Source organism: Propionivibrio sp., from assembly GCF_016790145.1.
GTDB lineage: Bacteria > Pseudomonadota > Gammaproteobacteria > Burkholderiales > Rhodocyclaceae > Propionivibrio.
The window spans coordinates 18,035-34,421 of record NZ_JAEUOI010000228.1; the positions used below are offsets into that span (position 1 = coordinate 18,035).

Consider the following 16,387-nt stretch of genomic DNA (forward strand, 5'->3'; position numbering starts at 1 on the left):
CTGCTCAGGGAGCTTGTGAAAAAATGCTTTAACCCCCACCGCAGAGGCGCAAAGTGGCAAAGGTGACGCAAAGAATTGTTTTGCAAACAATGTGTTCACTTTGCGGTTTCTTTGCACCTTTGCGTCTCTGACGTGGATTTTTTATTGTGTTCGCAGCCTCTGAGCACGAAGCCTGGCCTCGGGCCGCAAGGGGGCGGTTGGGGTTTGCCCAACGGGGCATGGCCTGATCAGTGCGGGTGCCTGTCACAATGACCATCAGCCTGAAATGCGATTCGAATTACCAGTGCGGGCAGTGGGCGGCAAGGGTTTTCAACTCGGCGCGCGTTGCACGGTAATCGGGATAGAGTTGTCCGACGATCGCCCAGAAGCGCGGGCTGTGGTTCATTTCGCGCAGATGGGCGAGCTCGTGGGCCACCACGTAATCGACAACGTGAGCGGGGAAATGGATCAGCCGCCAGTTCAAACGGATACCGGATTTCTGGCTGCAACTGCCCCAGCGTGTGCGTGCAGCCGACAGTGAGAGCGGCGGTACAGCGAGGCCTAGCCGTTCGGCAAAATGTTCGAGGCGTTCGGCAAACAAGCGGCGCGACTTTTCACGCAGCGCTTTTTCCAGCTGGCGGTTGGCGTCGTCTGGCGAGCGCAGGCAGAGGGTCAGTACCGGGGCGGCTTGCTCGTTCCAAATGGCGCGGTTGCTGCCCAGCGCAAGGCGGATGTGCAGTGACTCGCCGAGCAACGGCAAGCGCACGCCATCGACAATTTTCAGAGGTTCCGGGCGACGGCGAGTGCGCCATTCGTCGAGCTTTTTTTCTACCCAGTCGCCATGGCGCAGGATCAGCGATTCGACCTCGGCCAGCGAGGCGCGACGTGGGGCACCAACGCGCAGGCCGCGATGGTCGATTGACAGGCCGATGGTTCGTCGCCGGGCACGGCGCAGAACATACGGAACAATGCGGTCGCCGAGGGCAATGGTGCGCGGTGTTTCGTCTGCCGCCAGCGGTCTTTCGTTGGCCAGCGGGAGTTCAGCTTGCCACGGCATAGGCCGCATCCGGGTAGCGGTGCGGCGCCAGGCGCCGCATTTCACTCTCGATCCACTGCTCGGCCAGGTTGGTGATTTCCGCGGCGGTCTTGCCGGCCGGGTCAATCGCCGGGCCAATGCTGACGGTGATCAACCCCGGCTTTTTGACGAAGGCGTTTCTGGCCCAGAACTCGCCGGCATTATGGGCGACCGGTACGGCGAGCGCACCGGCGCTGACCGCCAGATGGGCGCCGCCCGTCTTGAAGCGGCGCGTTTCTCCGGGGGCGATGCGCGTCCCTTCGGGAAAAATGACGACCCAGTAGCCAGCCTTGAGGCGCTCACAACCCTGCTCGATCACCTGCCGTAGCGCATCCTTGCCAGCGCTACGGTCGATCGAGATCATTTTGACGGCGGCGAACGCCCAGCCGAGGAAGGGAATCATCAGCAGCGATTTCTTCAGCACGAAGACGAGCGGCGGAAAAATGTCCTGCAGGCTGACTGTTTCCCAGGCCGACTGGTGCTTGCAAAGAATCACCGAAGGTGTTGCCGGGATATTTTCGCGACCGATGACCTGGTAACGCAGTCCGAGCACGAACTTGCACAGCACCATGAAGCCGGCGCGCCAGACGGCGATGACCCGGTAGCGAAAGCGCATCGGCAGGACAATCGACAGTGTAACGAACAGGCCGAAGGGGGCAGTGATCAGAGCGGCAAGCAGCAGATAGAGGACTGAGCGAAGGAAGGCGATCATGACTTCAGGATGTAATCGACTGCCGCAGCGAGATCGGCGAAGACCAGCGTGCCTTCCGGCAAATCCCCTTCGGCCTGCGTGACTCCGCCCTTGCCGGTTAGCACCAGTACCGTCCGGGCACCGACGCTGGCGGCCGGTTGCAGGTCACGCAAGGAGTCGCCAATGACAAAGGCCTCGCTGAGGTCGGTGTTGAAGCACGCGCCAATGCGCAGGAACATGCCGGGCTTGGGTTTGCGGCAATTGCATTTTGCTTCGGAGGTGTGCGGGCAATAAAACACCGCATCGATGCGCCCGCCGACCGCTTGCACGGCTCGGTGCATCTTGTCATGAATGGCATTGAGCGTGTCCATGTCGAACAGGCCGCGACCGATTCCCGACTGGTTGCTGGCAATCACCACCTTGTAGCCGGCCTGGGTCAGCTTGGCGATGGCCTCCAGGCTGCCGGGCATGGCTTTCCATTCTGCCGGCGATTTGATGTATTGATCCGAGTCGTAATTGATGACGCCGTCGCGATCGAGGATAACGAGTTTCATACGCCCAGCTTCGAAATGTCGGCTACTGCATTGAGTTGGTCGAATAACGCCTTGAGCAGGCCAAGCCGATTGGCGCGCACAGAAGGATCATCGACGTTGACCATCACCTTGTCAAAGAAAAGATCGACTGCGGCACGCACCGAGGCCAACGCATTGAGCGCGTCGGCATAGGCTTCGTCGGCCACATGCGCCTTGACCAGCGGTGCAATTTGCCGAACCCGCTCGTAGAGCGCGATCTCGGCTTCTTCCTGCATCAGGGCTGAATCGGGTTGGGCGAACTGGCCGTTACCGCTCGCCTCGGCTTTCTTCAGGATATTGCCGATGCGCTTGTTGGCCGCAGCCAGCGCCAGCGCCTCGGGCAGGGCGAGGAAGGCGCGCACGGCGTCGAGCCGGGCCGGAACCCGGTCGATCCGGGTCGGGCGTTGCGCCAGCACGGCTTCGACGATGTCCTGCGCGTGACCGCCGGATTGACCGCCGCATTGTCCAACACTCTCCCTGAGCAGACCGCGCAGGCGCTCGAGCATGAAGTCGAGCAGCGGATCAGCCACCGGTTTGTTCAGCGTGCCGACGGCAAATCCGGCTTGCGCGTCGCCAATCAGTTGCGCAAGGTCGAGCGCCAGCGGCGATTCCATCAGGATGCGCAGCACACCGAGCGCGGCGCGGCGCAGCGCAAAAGGATCCTTGTCGCCGGTCGGGATCTGGCCGATGCCGAAGAAACCGACCAGGGCATCGAGCTTGTCGGCCAGTGCGGCGGCGCAGGCGATGTGGCCCTGCGGCAAGGCGTCACCGGCAAAACGCGGCTGGTAATGGCTCTGCACGGCGTCGGCAACGGCACTGTCCTCGCCGTCATGGAGCGCGTAGTAACGGCCCATGATGCCCTGCAGTTCGGGGAATTCGCCGACCATGTCGGTGACCAGGTCGGCCTTGGCCAGGCGCGCGGCGCGGGCCGCCAGCGAGGCGTTGGCGCCCAGATGCACGGCAATCTTCTGCGCCAGCCCTTCAAGGCGTTCGACCCGTTGCAGCACCGAGCCAAGCTGGTTGTGATAGACAACATTGCCGAGCTTTTCGAGGCGCGAGGCCAGCGAGTGCTTGCGGTCCTGGTTGTAGAAGAAGCGGGCGTCCGAGAGGCGCGGGCGCACCACGCGCGCGTTGCCGCCGATGATGTGCTGCGCATCGTCCACCTGCATGTTGGAGACAATCAGGAATTTGTTCAGCAGCTTGCCGGCATTGGCTCCGGTTTTGTCGAGCAGAGGAAAGTACTTCTGGTTCTGCTGCATGGTCAGAATCAGGCATTCCTGCGGCACCTCGAGATACTCGGCCTCGAACTCGCAAACATAAACAACCGGCCATTCAACCAGTGCGGTGACTTCGTCGAGCAGGCCGTCGGCCGGGTTGAGGCGGGCGTTCAAACCGTTAGCCCTGGCATCGAGTTGCGCGGCAATCGAATCGCGCCGTTCGGCAAAGCTGGCGATCACCTTGCCGGCAGTCAGTTGCCCGGCGTAATCCTCGGGTCTGGCGACAACAATCTCGCCGGAGGACAGGAAGCGGTGTCCCAGTGTCGTGTTGCCGCTCGTCAGTCCGAGCACTTCACCTGCTACAACGCGGCTACCATGCAGCATGATCAGGCCGTGCACCGGACGTACGAACTGGTGCTCGGAATCGCCCCAGCGCATGAGCTTCTGGATCGGCAGTTTCTTGAGCGCCTGGGTGACAATGTCAGCCAGGTGGCGTTCAAGGCGCTCACCTTTTTTGGCAATACGCGCGACGAAGTATTCGGCCTTGCCCTCGCCGGCTTTGTGCAAATGTTCGAAGGCGACGCCCGCCGAGCGCATGAAGCCTTCCAGCGCCTTGCCGGGTTTGCCGGCCGCGTCCAAGCCGCTGCTCACCGCCGGGCCTTTTTTCTCGATGATGCGATCCGGCTGTTGTTCGGCGACGTGGCTTACCGTCAATGCCAGGCGGCGCGGTGTGGCGTAGGGCGTGCATACACTTTCCGCCGAGGCGAAGGCCTGCTCCCTGAGCGTTGCAAAGACGGTGTGGGCAAAGGCCTCGGAGAGTGCCTTCAACGACTTGGGCGGCAGTTCCTCAGTGCGCAACTCGATCAGCAAACTGTGGTTCATTTCGCCTCCTGGCCGGCCGGCGCAGAAGAACTCCTGGGCGGCGCCTTGCACATCGGGAAACCGAGGACTTCGCGCGAGTTGAAGTAAGCCTGGGCGACTTCACGCGCCAGGGCGCGCACGCGGCCGATGTAGGCCGCGCGTTCGGTGACCGAAATGGCGCCGCGCGCGTCGAGCATGTTGAAGCAATGAGAGCATTTCATCACCTGTTCAAAAGCCGGCAGCGCCAGATTCAGCCCCATCAGACGCTTGGCTTCGGATTCGTGGTCGCTGAAATGGCGGAACAGCATGTCGACGTTGGAATGCTCGAAGTTGTATTTCGATTGCTCGACTTCGTTCTGGTGATAGACATCGCCGTACGTCACGCGGTAGCCCGGTCCTTCGGCCCAGACCAGGTCATAGACGTTATCGACCCCCTGCAGATACATCGCCAGACGTTCGAGGCCGTAGGTGATTTCACCGAGTACCGGCCGGCAGGCGAGCGAACCGACTTCCTGGAAGTAGGTGAACTGAGTGACTTCCATGCCGTCCAGCCAGACTTCCCAGCCCAGTCCCCAGGCGCCGAGTGTCGGCGACTCCCAGTCGTCCTCGACGAAGCGGATGTCGTGCTCGTGGAGATTGATGCCCAGCGCTTCCAGCGATTGCAGGTAGAGTTCCTGAATGTTCGCCGGCGATGGCTTAAGAACGACCTGATATTGGTAGTAGTGCTGCAGGCGGTTCGGGTTTTCGCCGTAGCGACCGTCCTTGGGCCGGCGCGAGGGCTGCACGTAAGCGGCATTCCACGGCTCCGGGCCGATCGCGCGCAGGAAGGTGGCGGTGTGGAATGTCCCGGCGCCGACTTCAATGTCGTAAGGCTGGAGCAGCGCGCACCCCTGTTTGTCCCAGAAATTCTGGAGACGCAGAATGACTTCCTGAAAAGTTGGCATGAAAGGTTTCGTCAAAGCGGGTCAAAGGTCGATTTTACTAGGTTTTTCATGCGCCGAGAACGTGCGTCGGCGCTTGTGCAGTCTGGGAGTTAAAACAGGCTGGACATGAAACAATGCTGGTTAGCAACGAACATCAATATTCACAATCACACGAGGCTAGACTTCAGGCGCATCGAGGTTTATAAAGAACCTGTTCAATCGCAGAGGAGGAGTAATCATGGCAGGGTGGCTCATTATGATTTGTTGTGCTGCTGGCTTTGCTGTCTGGCTCTCGTGGCAGCGCATACGCGCCTCACCGCAAAGCCTAAGGGCCAATAACCAGACAACCTTACCCTATCGCTCCGTCTCGGTCAGGCCTGACAAGAAAAGCTGCGCGAGCGCGAGGAGTCTTGAAGAGCAGCGGTTCTTGGCTCGCGAGGCTCCGCATTTGCCGTTACCAAACTGTGACGCTGCACTATGTCAATGCCGGTATTACCACTTCGATGACCGTCGGCAAGGAGAACGTCGAAGTACACATGCCCTGCATCGCGGCCTCAGTTTCGGTCCAAGCGATACGGACTATCGTAGCGAGCGGGACCGCAGGAAGCCATCGGGGTTTCCATCGATAGACTTTTCATAACGCCTGGCAGGTCGTCTATGATGCCGCTTCTCCGGAACTTTTCTGACGGCTCAGAAAGTCACGGAACAGGTAATCGTTTTTCAGGATATGCTCGATCAGCCAGTTCCTGACAAACTTCATCGTATTGATTTCCAGGTGCAGGTTGCCTTCGCTGTAAGAATGGTGCAACTGGAATATCGAGTCGATCAGGGCTTCGTGGATTTCCTGGTGCTCGGCGAGTTTCGGGTACCCAGCGGCCTCCATGATTTTCTCCTCGTGCTGAAAATGCATCTGGGCGTAGGTAATCAACTGATTCAAAACACGGGCGATGTCCCGGCGATCCTGCGCTTCCAACCAGTGGGTGTGAAAGTCGTTGATCAGACGGAACAATTCCTTGTGCTCGGTATCGATGACGTTATTGCCGATCAGATACTGATCGGACCAGGAAAGCAGTGCCATGGGTTGATCCTCCTGTGTTTCTGTCCTGATTCAGGATACGGTTTTGCGCCGACGAAAACTAGCGATCAGCAGCAGCGCAAGCACAATCACCGGCCAGTTGCCTCCGCGCACATAGGGTGTGGCGCCTGTGAAGGCCTGCACTTCCCCGCGCAAAGCGGCGCGCGTGAATGGTTGCAGAACGTCCTGAACCTGTCCGTCGGCGCCAATAATGGCCGTCATTCCGGTGTTGGTCGCGCGCAGCATCATGCGGCCGCTTTCGAGCGCGCGCATCTGGGCGATCTGCAAATGTTGCGCCGGAGCCAGCGAGTCGCCGAACCAGGCGACATTCGACATATTCACCAGCAGCGTGGCTTCGGGCAGCGTGCGGATGATTTCCTCGCCGAAGGCATCCTCGTAGCAGATATTTGCTGCGACCTTCTGCCCGACAATGCTCATCGGCGCCTGTGTCTTCGCACCTGGGGTAAAGTCAGACATCGGGATGTTGGCCATGGCCAGAAACCAGGCAAAGCCGGGCGGGACGAATTCGCCAAAAGGCACCAGATGCGACTTGCTGTAGCGCTGCGGCGCTGACTGGCCAAAGCTTATCGCGCTATTGGTGTATTGCGTGCCATCGCTGATCGAAATTCCCAGGAGCATGTCGCCGTGCTGGCGTTCAGCAAGCTTTTTCAGTTCGTCGAGATATTCGGGCGGAACCTGCCCAAGAAAAGCCGGCAGCGCGGTCTCTGGCAGTACCGTCAGTTGTGCCGGATTCTCGTGTGCCAGGCGGTAATAAATGCGCAGTGACTCGTTGAATTTCTCCGGCCGCCATTTGAGATCCTGCGGCACATTGCCCTGCAGCAGGGCGATGCCGATCGGCGTGCCCTGCGGCGCCGTCCAGCGCACCTCACGCAATAAATAACCAGCGATCAGCAGCAGGCCAACCAGGGCAATCGGCAGTGCCGGGCACCAGCGCAGTGTTGCCGGTGGCCAGCGCGAAGCGGGGCAGGGTTCGACGGACATCCAGCGGCGGAATACTTCGCAGATCAGCGCGGCAACCAGCGCCGTCAGCAGAGAGACGCCGTAGACGCCGAGCAGCGGGGCAAACCCGGCGAGCGGGCTGGGCGGCACCTGCGAATAGCCTGTGGCCAGCCACGGAAAGCCGGTCAGCACCCAGCCGCGCAGCCATTCGGTGAGCGTCCATAGTGCGGCGAAGAACAGGCATCGTTGCCACCAGCCGGGTGGCGAGAAACGGACAAACAGTGCGCCGGTCAGTGCCGGGAATAACGACAGGACGCAGCAGAACAAAAAGGTAGCCAATGCGGCAACCGGCGCCGGCATGCCGCCAAAGGTGCTCAGGCTGACATAAACCCACGACACGCCGGTAATGAACAGACCAAAGCCAAAGGCGGCACCGATCAGTGCGCCATTGAGGGTATCCCTGAAGGTGCTCCGCGAGTCGTTGGCAGTCAGCCCTAGCAACGCAAAAAAGCCGCCGAGCGTCAGCCACAGCAGCGCGAACCAGCCGAGTGGTGCATAGGCCACAACACTCGCAACGCCAAGCAGCAGCGCAATGACCAGGCGCAACGTGAACGATTCAGGTCTGATCATCAGCGGTCAGGGCGGCACTGACTAGCAGCGTGTACAAGCGGCGACTGTCAGCACGCAAGACCAGAAAGCGCATGCCGTCAAGCTCGATGGCTTCGTTGCGTTTGGGCACCCGGCCGAGATGGTTCAGGATCAGGCCACCGACGGTATTGCACGCTTCGTTGCTGAAACGGGTGCCGAGGAGAGTATTGAAATCCTCTATGCTGGTTTGCGCCTTGACGCGGTAACGGCCACCCTGATCGAGCCGGATATTGTCGTCGTTTTCATCAAAATCGTATTCGTCCTCGATGTCGCCGACGATCTGTTCGAGAACGTCTTCGATGGTTATCAGGCCGCAGACGCCGGCGTATTCGTCGAGCACTACCGCCATGTGGTTGTGCGATACGCGGAACTCTCGCAGCAGCACATTCAGCCGCTTGGACTCGGGGATGAAGACGGCCGGACGCAGCCAGTCGCGCAGGCTGAATTTCCCATCGCTCTGCACGCGCAGAAGATCCTTGGCCAGCAGTAGGCCGATCACGTTATCGCGATTGCCGTCGATCACCGGGAAGCGCGAGTGCGCCGTATGATTGACTTGGGCAATGATTTCGTCCAGCGGGACGTCAATGTCGATGACCTGCATCTGGGCGCGCGGCACCATGACATCGCGCACGCTGATTTCAGAGGCAGCGAGCGCGCCTTCGGTGATCGACAGCGCGTCAGCGTCAAGCAGATCGCGCTCATGCGCCGAATGCAGCAGTTTGATGAGTTGATCCCTGTCTTCCGGTTCACGCAGGAGGAGGGAGGAAAGACGCTCGAAAAAGCCGGGTTGCTTGTCTGGGTTAATGTTCATGGATCCTGAAAAAATACAATCGCAAACTAATTCAACGCAGAGATCGCAGAGCCGCAGATCAAGTAGGTCGGGTTAGCGCAGCTTAACCCGACAATCATCGGATGCGGCATACACTGCCGTCGGGTTATGCTGCGAAGCAGGTTTTCCTGAGGGACGCCGCGCTAATCCGAACTAGGATGTGTCATTGCCCTTTCCTGGTTTTTCTCTGTGTCAAATGCGATTTTACGCTTGATCAAGTGATTCCTGGCATTGCCTGCCGCCGGTCGCCCCTAATTCTCTTCCGCATAGGGATCAGCATAGCCGAGTGAGGCGAGAATGGCGCGTTCATGATTCTCCATCTGGCTTGCTTCATTGCGGCTGCTTTCGTGATCATGACCCTGCAAGTGCAGCAGGCCATGCACGATCAGATGCGCGTAATGTGCTTCAGCTGATTTTCCCTGTTCGCCGGCTTCGCGCTCGACCACCGGCACGCAGAGGACAAGGTCGCCGCACAGGATCGGTGCGCTGGCATACGCGAAAGACAATACGTTGGTGGCATAATCCTTGCCGCGATAGTCACGGTTGAGCAAGCGGCCTTCAAGGTTATCGACAAAGCGGATGGTCACCTGTCCTCCACCTTGCACAGCGGCACGCGCCCAGCAACGAATCTGCGGGCGCAAGGGCAATCCCGTTTTATTACAGACATATTGCACGCTCAGATTGAGACGCCTGCTGCTCATTTGCCTTCCAGCGAAGCCGTGTGCGCTTCATAGGCGGAGACGATGCGCGCGACCAGTGGGTGACGAACGACGTCTTCCTTCTGGAATTCGGTAAAGGCGATGCCGCGCACGTCCCTGAGAATCTGGCGCGCTTCAATCAACCCGCTCTTCTGCCCGCGTTGCAGGTCGATCTGCGTCACGTCGCCGGTGACCACCGCCTTGGCGCCGATACCGATGCGCGTAAGGAACATCTTCATCTGCTCGGGCGTCGTGTTCTGAGCCTCGTCGAGAATGATGAAGGCATGGTTCAGTGTGCGCCCGCGCATGTAGGCCAGCGGGGCGATTTCGATGGCGCCGCGCTCGAACAGCTTGGCCACCTTGTCGAAGCCCATCAGGTCATAGAGCGCGTCATAAAGTGGGCGCAGGTAGGGATCGACCTTCTGCGCCAGATCGCCGGGCAGGAACCCGAGTCGCTCGCCGGCCTCGACCGCCGGGCGGGTGAGAACGATGCGTTGCACCAGTTCGCGCTCGATGGCATCGACCGCTGAAGCCACCGCCAGATAGGTCTTGCCGGTGCCAGCCGGACCGGTGCCGAAGGTGATGTCGTGCTCCTGGATATGCGTCAGGTACTCGACCTGGCGCGGCGTGCGCCCGTGCAGCTCGGTCTTGCGCGTCAGCAGCGTCGGCGACAGGCTGCCGATCGACGCATCCCGGAGCGTCGGGCGATTGACCAACTCGATCAGACCGAGCTGGATTTCATCGACCGAGAGCGCGTCCCTGGCCAGCCCATAGAACATTTGCAGCGCCTCTGAGGCGCGCGCCGTTTGCGCAGGATCGCCACGCAGCGTGAAGCGTTCGCCGCGCCGGGCAATCGACACATCGAGCGCGGTTTCGATCTGGCGCAGGTTCTCGTCGAGCGCGCCGCACAGATTGGCAAGCTGGTGGTTGTTGACCGGCGACAGCAAGAGTTCGACGGCCCTCGGTTTGGCGGTGGTTTTGGCGCTCATGATTCCCTGGTCATTATTTCGCCACGCAGCGAATGCGGCAGGGCACCGGTAATGAGCAGGTCGACGAAGCGATGAATCAGTCGCGCGCTGTTGGCCGACCCACCGGCAAAATTGACAATGCGGTTATTGTCGGTACGCCCGGCAAGCTCGTTCCCGTCTTTTTTCGACAGGCCCTCGACCAGTACCCGCTGCACCGTGCCGACCATCGCCTGGGAAACCGTCTGTGCCAGTTCCTCGATGCGCTTTTGCAGGCGCATCAGTCGCTCAATCTGCACCGCGTGCGGCGTGTTGTCGTGCAACTCGGCCGCTGGCGTGCCGGGGCGCGCGCTGTAAAGAAACGAGAAGGAGGCATCGAAACCGACGTCGTCGATCAGCTTCATGGTTTTCTCGAAATCCTCGGCGGTTTCACCGGGGAAGCCGATGATGAAGTCAGACGATAAAGAAAGATCAGGGCGCGCAGCACGCAACTTGCGCACCAGGCTCTTGTATTCAAGCGCCGTGTAGCCACGTTTCATCGCCGCCAGCACGCGGTCGGATCCGGACTGGACGGGCAGGTGCAAATGCGAGACCAGTTTCGGCTCGCTGGCGTAGATATCGATCAGCCGTTGCGACAGCTCGCGCGGATGCGAGGTGGTATAGCGAATGCGTTCGATGCCGGGAATTTCGGCGATGTATTCGATGACCAGCGCCAGATCCGCCTTTTCCTCGCTACCCGACATCGCGCCCCGGTAGGCATTCACATTCTGCCCGAGTAGCGTCACTTCCTTGACCCCCTGTGTGGCCAAGCCGGCGACCTCGGTCAGCACGTCGTCGAAAGGGCGTGAGACTTCCTGGCCGCGCGTGTAGGGAACGATACAGAACGAGCAGAACTTGCTGCAACCTTCCATGATCGAAACAAAGGCCGACGCCCCATCGACCCGGGCTGGCGGCAGATTGTCGAACTTCTCGATTTCCGGGAATGAGATATCGACCTGCGACTTGCCGAGCCGGCGACGTTCGGAAATCAGTTGCGGCAGACGATGCAGCGTTTGCGGGCCGAAGACAACATCCACGTACGGCGCTCGCGCGACAATCGCCGCGCCTTCCTGGCTGGCCACGCAGCCGCCGACGCCAATCACCAGATCGGGCCTCGCCAGCTTGAGCAGCCGCACCCGGCCAAGGTCGTGGAAAACACGCTCCTGCGCTTTCTCGCGCACTGAGCAGGTGTTGAAAAGAATGATGTCGGCGTCTTCGGGAGTGTCGGTCTTGACGATGTCTTCAGAGGCCGCGAGCACGTCGGCCATCTTGTCCGAATCGTACTCGTTCATCTGGCACCCGAAAGTGCGGATGAACAGTTTTTTTGCCATTTTGCCCTGATTATTTTTTGGGATGGGACGAAGCTTCGATCTGGCTGATCATCCATACGCGAAAAATCGCGCCGGAGGCATCGGCAAGATAAACAACGTCTTTTTGAGCCTGAATGGTCATCGGCATGACAATCAGGTTCTGTTGGTTGCGAAACTGGGCTGTGGGCGCCAGCGGCAAGGGATGACCGTCAATCACTACCAGGCCGTCGCCCAGCGGCGGCTGCATGACGCCCAGCTTGGCTTCTGGCGGTAGCGTGCGGGTCATCGTATACATCTCGTATTGCGCAGCAGTCGACGCAGAACCCTGCGCCGCTGTTTCGATAATGGCGCTGACAATCGAGGCGATGAGTGATGCGGGTAGTGGCATGGCGCCATTATAGTCAAGCTTGCCCACCTTGTGTAACAGGGTATGATCGAAAGTGACCGGATAAACCGGTTGCTGATCGGCTGGAACGCCATCCGACACTCAAGGCTCGGATGGAAAGAATGCTCGATGTCGTCGAAAACGCATCAGGGGACGTACGACGGGCCGACGAAGCAGAGCGCCGAGCCATTTAAGAACTTCGCCAGATGGGGCTTGAGGTCATGCAGCGCTGGGTGCAGAACACGTCAAACGAGGCCGCGCTTGATCTGAACATCACTTGCTGGAACGTTTGATCAAGTCAAGCCTTGCCGGAAAGGTGGTGCATTCGAAGAAGCTCTCCGATTTGTTGAGCGATTTGATGAAGCGTTACCAGAACCGAGCCATTGAAACCGCACAGGTTATCGAAGCACTGATCGAGATGGCGGAGAAGTTTCGTGAGGTGGCCGGGCGTGGCGAGAAACTGGGGCTGACGGAGGGCGAAATTCGTTTCTATGAAGCAATAGCAGGCAACGAATTGGCGGTGCGCGAGTTGTCCGGCGAAACTTTGAAGAAAATCGTCCATGAGCTGACTGAGAATCTGCACCAGAATTTGAGCGTCGATTGGTCACAGCGGGAGATCGTTCATGCGCAAGCTGCGCATGATGGTCAAGCACATCCTGCGCAAGTACAAGTACCCGCCCGATCTGCAGGAGGTCGCGGTGGAGTTGGTGTTGCAGCAGGTGCAGCCGCTGGGTGAGGCTTGGGCTTAGAAATAGAAGGGGAAGACAAGTAGGGCGGGGCTTAAGTCAGTGGAGAGTGACATTGGCAAAGTGCGCCCTTGAGCGTTCCCCCAGTCCCAGAAAACAAAAAGGCCAATCCGAAAATTGGCCTCATTGCCTTGCAATAACTGGCGCGCCCGGAGCGATTCGAACGCCCTACCCCTTGGTTCGTAGAAAAGTTTTTACCGTTTTTTATGGGATTTTATTGGATTATCTGGGATGTGGTGGGACATTCATAACCATTTGTATATAAACACAAATATCCAATATTACCGCTAAATATTGTCCCAGATTGTCTCTTGAAGTATCATCGAGGCCCGTGCAAAAGTGTCACCAAAAGTGTCACCACTTTGAAAGGCTTTGATGGGTAAGTTGACGGACAGGCAGTGCAAGTTAGCCAAGGCGGATGACGGTAAAGATGTTTTTTTGAATGCCGGTGCCGGGTTGTATTTGCGGGTCAGAAAAGGAGAGGGAACCGCCAAGGTTTGGCTGTTCCGCTTCAAGAGTTTGGCAAGTAATGGCTCGCGTTGGCTTGACATAGGCACCTATCCCGTAATCAGTCTAAAGGATGCCACACTAAGAGCAGCAGAACTTTCTGCGAAGCGGCGTTCTGGCATTGACCCAATCGAGGAACAGCGGGAAGCTGAAGAAGCTGTCAGGCAGGCGAAGGATGACCAGCAGAAATCGATTGCGGCGGTCAAAGCTCGATTGACTGTAAATGAACTGTTCAAACGTTGGGCGAGTCTGGAATTAAAAGCGCGCAAGGACCAGGGCGTGGAAGTGCGCCGAAGTTTTGCAAAGGACGTGCTGCCGATGCTAGGTGGGGTTGCCGCTGAAGATGTAAAACGCAGTGCGATTGCGGCCTGTCTGGATACCGTTGTTGAACGGGGTGCCCCTGTTTTAGCCCGTAATCTTTTAGGCGATCTTCGGCAGATGTTTGGGTTCGCCATCAAGCGGGATTATGTTGAAAATGATCCGACCAGTCATCTCAAGCGGGACGACTTCGGCAAGAAGACCGAACGTGACCGCGTTCTGGATGACTCCGAGATCAAATCACTGGTTAATCTCTTGCCGAAAGCTGAATTAAATGAGGCGAGCATTGCATCAATCTGGATCATGCTTTCGACGTGTTGCCGGGTAGGCGAGATCAGCCGGGCTCGGTGGGAGCATATCGACCTGAAGGCAGGAACGTGGTGGATACCCCCTGACAACTCAAAAAATAGCAAAGAGCACAATGTTTTTCTATCAGATTTCGCCAAGATTCATTTTGAGGCGTTGCGTCGTTTGGTTGATAGTAGAGCTACCAGGAAGGGTACTGCGGCAAGTCCTTGGGTATTGCCTGCCAGTAACCACGAAGGCCATGTGTGCCTGAAATCGTTAGCGAAACAGATCGGTGATCGCCAGCGCGGTGATAAGTCACCCATGGCTAACCGAACGAAAAGGATCAAGGCGCTCGTGCTCCAAAGAGGACGATGGACGCCACATGATCTACGCCGTACCGGTGCCACGATCATGGGAACTCTCGGTGTTCGACCTGATGTAATCGAGAAGTGCTTGAACCACGTGCAACAGAATCGATTGGTCAGGATTTACCAGAGACAAACGCTTCTGGTTGAACAGGGGGAAGCATGGAAACTTCTCGGTGCTCGTTTGGAACTATTGACTCACCCATAATCTGTTGAAAGTTGTTATTAACGAAACCGCTATGGTTGACTGAGTTTCCGGAGCAAATCCGCGCCTGACTAAAAAGGCAATTCCGACTGAATTCCAGCGCAGTTCAATTCGGCCTCTGCAAGGGGCATCAATCCACTGGCCCGAACACCGAGCAGCCGGATTTTTTTCGTCAAAGGGATCCTTTTGAGACACTCACCGGCCATTTTTCGAATCTGAATGCCGTCGCTCACATATATCGGCAAGGTGACATCCCGTGTTACCGCATGAAAATTCGAGAACTTCAATTTGATGCCGATTGTCCGGCTGGCATAGCCCTTCCGTTTCAGATCGTCGGCAACGCGCATACAAAGCGATGTCAGAATCTCTGTCAGTTCCGCCTTGTCATGTTTGGCGTGCAGATCACGCTCGAACGTGCTTTCGCGGCTGATGGACTTGGGTTCGGATTCGGTGACGATAGGCCGGTCATCGAGACCATGAGCCACTTGGTGCAACCAAACTCCCGTCGAACGCCCAAACTCACTTGCCAGAAAGGGAACGGGCGCTGCCGCCAACTCCCCGATAGTATTAATGCCAAGTCGAGTCAGTTTTTCAGAGGCTTTGGGGCCGATCCCATTGATCTTCTTCGTTGCCAACGGCCAGATTCGGGCTGGGATTTCTTCCATGCTGAGAACAGTAATCCCATTGGGCTTATCCAGATCGGAGCAGATTTTTGAGAGGAGCTTGTTTGGGGTGATACCGATGGAACACGTCAGTCCGGTTGCATCGAAAACGACCTGCTTAATGCGCCGTGCCAGTGAGTTCGTGTTTTCATGAATGTCACTCAGGTCGATATAGATTTCATCAATGCCCCGATCCTCTATCTTCGGCGCAATGCTTTGCACGGCATTTTTGAACCGCCGCGAGTAATCACGATAGGCGTCAAAATTTGCAGTAAGAAGGATGGCATCCGGTGCCAATTGTGCCGACTTCATCAGTCCCATCCCGGAAAACACGCCCAGTGCTCGTGCTTCATAGGTGGAGGTCGTTATTACACCGCGTCCGGCATAATCCTTTAACCGGGCAAAACGCTTGGTGCCGTCAGGTTGGTCGACGGGTTGATGGACATTTCGTCCCCCGACCACCACCGCCTGCCCCCGAAGTTCCGGGTAGCGGAGCAATTCGACTGACGCGAAAAAAGCATCCATGTCGAGGTGGGCAATACGGCGGATACTGATCATAACAAAGGGGTATCCAATTAGCTCCAGTAGGTTCAAAATAACTGGATGGATGTCCATACTTTAGCGTCAACTCCCGGAAAAGACTACCCGCAGACCTGGAACGAATTTCTCGATTGGTTTGCCACCGAAGAGGCATGCCTTGCCTACCTTGAGCGGCTGCGGTGGCCCCAAGGATTTGTCTGCCCGCGCTGCGGTTGTGTCGGCAATGCCTATCGCGCCAGCCGTACCAAGTTGATGTGCCCGAGCTGCCAACACCAGAGCTCGGTGACCGCCGGCACCATCTTCGATAAGACCCGAACGCCACTGCGCGTCTGGCTGGGTGCGGCCTGGTACCTGACCGCTTGGACCATGCTGCACCGGCTTCGTCGTTCCATGGTTCGACCGGACCGCGAACAGCTCAAAGGGCTGGTCGAAGTTGACGAGACCTATCTGGCCATCACGGACAGGCAAAACCCCATCTCACCCAAAGGGCGCAAGAGCAGCACGAGTAAAGTGCTGGTGGTGATGGCCG

16 protein-coding genes and 1 pseudogene are annotated in these 16,387 nt (G+C 58.2%); 4 read left to right on the top strand and 13 right to left on the bottom strand.

The features are described 5' to 3' along the window. Positions 1-277 precede the first annotated feature (277 nt). The 12 genes from JNM42_RS18380 to JNM42_RS18435 form a co-directional block, all read right to left on the bottom strand. A complete protein-coding gene (locus JNM42_RS18380; RefSeq protein ID WP_294273731.1) occupies positions 278-1,036 on the bottom strand; it encodes a SprT family zinc-dependent metalloprotease in 759 nt (252 codons plus the stop codon). Continuing rightward, positions 1,020-1,766, bottom strand: a complete 747-nt coding sequence (locus JNM42_RS18385; protein WP_366504479.1) for a lysophospholipid acyltransferase family protein — start codon at positions 1,764-1,766, stop codon at positions 1,020-1,022. Before JNM42_RS18385 ends, JNM42_RS18380 begins: the two co-directional genes overlap by 17 nt. After that, positions 1,763-2,299, bottom strand: a complete 537-nt coding sequence (gene gmhB, locus JNM42_RS18390; RefSeq protein ID WP_294273734.1) for a D-glycero-beta-D-manno-heptose 1,7-bisphosphate 7-phosphatase — start codon at positions 2,297-2,299, stop codon at positions 1,763-1,765. The genes JNM42_RS18385 and gmhB overlap by 4 nt, the downstream gene beginning before the upstream one ends. Further along, positions 2,296-4,416 (bottom strand): glycine--tRNA ligase subunit beta, encoded by a 2,121-nt coding sequence (glyS, locus tag JNM42_RS18395; RefSeq protein WP_294273737.1) that lies wholly within the window; start codon positions 4,414-4,416, stop codon positions 2,296-2,298. The genes gmhB and glyS overlap by 4 nt, the downstream gene beginning before the upstream one ends. Then, complete coding sequence (glyQ, locus tag JNM42_RS18400) at positions 4,413-5,339, bottom strand: glycine--tRNA ligase subunit alpha (protein WP_294273740.1); 927 nt, start codon at positions 5,337-5,339, stop codon at positions 4,413-4,415. Before glyQ ends, glyS begins: the two co-directional genes overlap by 4 nt. A gap of 634 nt (positions 5,340-5,973) precedes the next feature. After that, entirely contained in the window at positions 5,974-6,396 is a 423-nt protein-coding gene (locus tag JNM42_RS18405; RefSeq protein ID WP_294273743.1) for a bacteriohemerythrin, read from the bottom strand. Between the two features lie 30 nt (positions 6,397-6,426). Further along, positions 6,427-7,983 carry an apolipoprotein N-acyltransferase gene (lnt, locus tag JNM42_RS18410; protein ID WP_294273746.1) on the bottom strand — a complete coding sequence of 519 codons (1,557 nt, stop codon included), beginning with the start codon at positions 7,981-7,983 and terminating at the stop codon, positions 6,427-6,429. Then, positions 7,970-8,812, bottom strand: a complete 843-nt coding sequence (locus JNM42_RS18415) for a transporter associated domain-containing protein (RefSeq protein ID WP_294273749.1) — start codon at positions 8,810-8,812, stop codon at positions 7,970-7,972. The genes lnt and JNM42_RS18415 overlap by 14 nt, the downstream gene beginning before the upstream one ends. A gap of 269 nt (positions 8,813-9,081) precedes the next feature. Continuing rightward, a complete protein-coding gene (ybeY, locus tag JNM42_RS18420; RefSeq protein WP_294273751.1) occupies positions 9,082-9,531 on the bottom strand; it encodes an rRNA maturation RNase YbeY in 450 nt (149 codons plus the stop codon). Then, positions 9,528-10,517: a PhoH family protein gene (locus tag JNM42_RS18425; protein ID WP_294273753.1), complete on the bottom strand. Its 990-nt coding sequence runs from the start codon at positions 10,515-10,517 to the stop codon at positions 9,528-9,530. Before JNM42_RS18425 ends, ybeY begins: the two co-directional genes overlap by 4 nt. Then, a complete protein-coding gene (miaB, locus tag JNM42_RS18430; RefSeq protein WP_294273755.1) occupies positions 10,514-11,863 on the bottom strand; it encodes a tRNA (N6-isopentenyl adenosine(37)-C2)-methylthiotransferase MiaB in 1,350 nt (449 codons plus the stop codon). The genes JNM42_RS18425 and miaB overlap by 4 nt, the downstream gene beginning before the upstream one ends. Positions 11,864-11,873: 10 nt before the next feature. Further along, positions 11,874-12,329 carry a hypothetical protein gene (locus tag JNM42_RS18435; protein ID WP_294273757.1) on the bottom strand — a complete coding sequence of 152 codons (456 nt, stop codon included), beginning with the start codon at positions 12,327-12,329 and terminating at the stop codon, positions 11,874-11,876. A gap of 217 nt (positions 12,330-12,546) precedes the next feature. Here JNM42_RS18435 and JNM42_RS18440 point away from each other — a divergent pair. The 3 genes and pseudogenes from JNM42_RS18440 to JNM42_RS18450 all read left to right on the top strand — a co-directional run. Further along, positions 12,547-12,795 (top strand): annotated as a pseudogene (locus tag JNM42_RS18440) (type I restriction enzyme endonuclease domain-containing protein); the annotation flags it as partial. 73 nt (positions 12,796-12,868) lie between these two features. Further along, positions 12,869-12,976 carry a type I restriction enzyme endonuclease domain-containing protein gene (locus JNM42_RS18445; RefSeq protein ID WP_294273769.1) on the top strand — a complete coding sequence of 36 codons (108 nt, stop codon included), beginning with the start codon at positions 12,869-12,871 and terminating at the stop codon, positions 12,974-12,976. A 372-nt stretch (positions 12,977-13,348) separates the two neighbouring features. Continuing rightward, on the top strand, positions 13,349-14,659 hold the full coding sequence (locus JNM42_RS18450; RefSeq protein WP_294273760.1) for a site-specific integrase: 1,311 nt from the start codon (positions 13,349-13,351) through the stop codon (positions 14,657-14,659). Between the two features lie 68 nt (positions 14,660-14,727). On the opposite strand, the gene dinB is transcribed toward JNM42_RS18450, so the two are convergent. After that, complete coding sequence (gene dinB, locus JNM42_RS18455) at positions 14,728-15,876, bottom strand: DNA polymerase IV (protein WP_294273762.1); 1,149 nt, start codon at positions 15,874-15,876, stop codon at positions 14,728-14,730. Between the two features lie 45 nt (positions 15,877-15,921). Here dinB and JNM42_RS18460 point away from each other — a divergent pair. After that, positions 15,922-16,387 (top strand): IS1595 family transposase (locus tag JNM42_RS18460; RefSeq protein ID WP_294273764.1); only part of this gene is annotated, 466 nt, incomplete at its 3' end.

Coding starts and splice junctions, on each gene's coding strand:
- miaB (WP_294273755.1), bottom strand. CDS start 11,863: ATGGCAAAAAAACTGTTCATCCGCACTTTCGGGTGCCAGATGAACGAG.
- JNM42_RS18405 (WP_294273743.1), bottom strand. CDS start 6,396: ATGGCACTGCTTTCCTGGTCCGATCAGTATCTGATCGGCAATAACGTC.
- JNM42_RS18445 (WP_294273769.1), top strand. CDS start 12,869: ATGGTCAAGCACATCCTGCGCAAGTACAAGTACCCGCCCGATCTGCAG.
- dinB (WP_294273762.1), bottom strand. CDS start 15,876: ATGATCAGTATCCGCCGTATTGCCCACCTCGACATGGATGCTTTTTTC.
- glyQ (WP_294273740.1), bottom strand. CDS start 5,339: ATGCCAACTTTTCAGGAAGTCATTCTGCGTCTCCAGAATTTCTGGGAC.
- JNM42_RS18380 (WP_294273731.1), bottom strand. CDS start 1,036: ATGCCGTGGCAAGCTGAACTCCCGCTGGCCAACGAAAGACCGCTGGCG.
- glyS (WP_294273737.1), bottom strand. CDS start 4,416: ATGAACCACAGTTTGCTGATCGAGTTGCGCACTGAGGAACTGCCGCCC.
- JNM42_RS18425 (WP_294273753.1), bottom strand. CDS start 10,517: ATGAGCGCCAAAACCACCGCCAAACCGAGGGCCGTCGAACTCTTGCTG.
- lnt (WP_294273746.1), bottom strand. CDS start 7,983: ATGATCAGACCTGAATCGTTCACGTTGCGCCTGGTCATTGCGCTGCTG.
- JNM42_RS18415 (WP_294273749.1), bottom strand. CDS start 8,812: ATGAACATTAACCCAGACAAGCAACCCGGCTTTTTCGAGCGTCTTTCC.
- JNM42_RS18450 (WP_294273760.1), top strand. CDS start 13,349: ATGGGTAAGTTGACGGACAGGCAGTGCAAGTTAGCCAAGGCGGATGAC.
- ybeY (WP_294273751.1), bottom strand. CDS start 9,531: ATGAGCAGCAGGCGTCTCAATCTGAGCGTGCAATATGTCTGTAATAAA.
- gmhB (WP_294273734.1), bottom strand. CDS start 2,299: ATGAAACTCGTTATCCTCGATCGCGACGGCGTCATCAATTACGACTCG.
- JNM42_RS18385 (WP_366504479.1), bottom strand. CDS start 1,766: ATGATCGCCTTCCTTCGCTCAGTCCTCTATCTGCTGCTTGCCGCTCTG.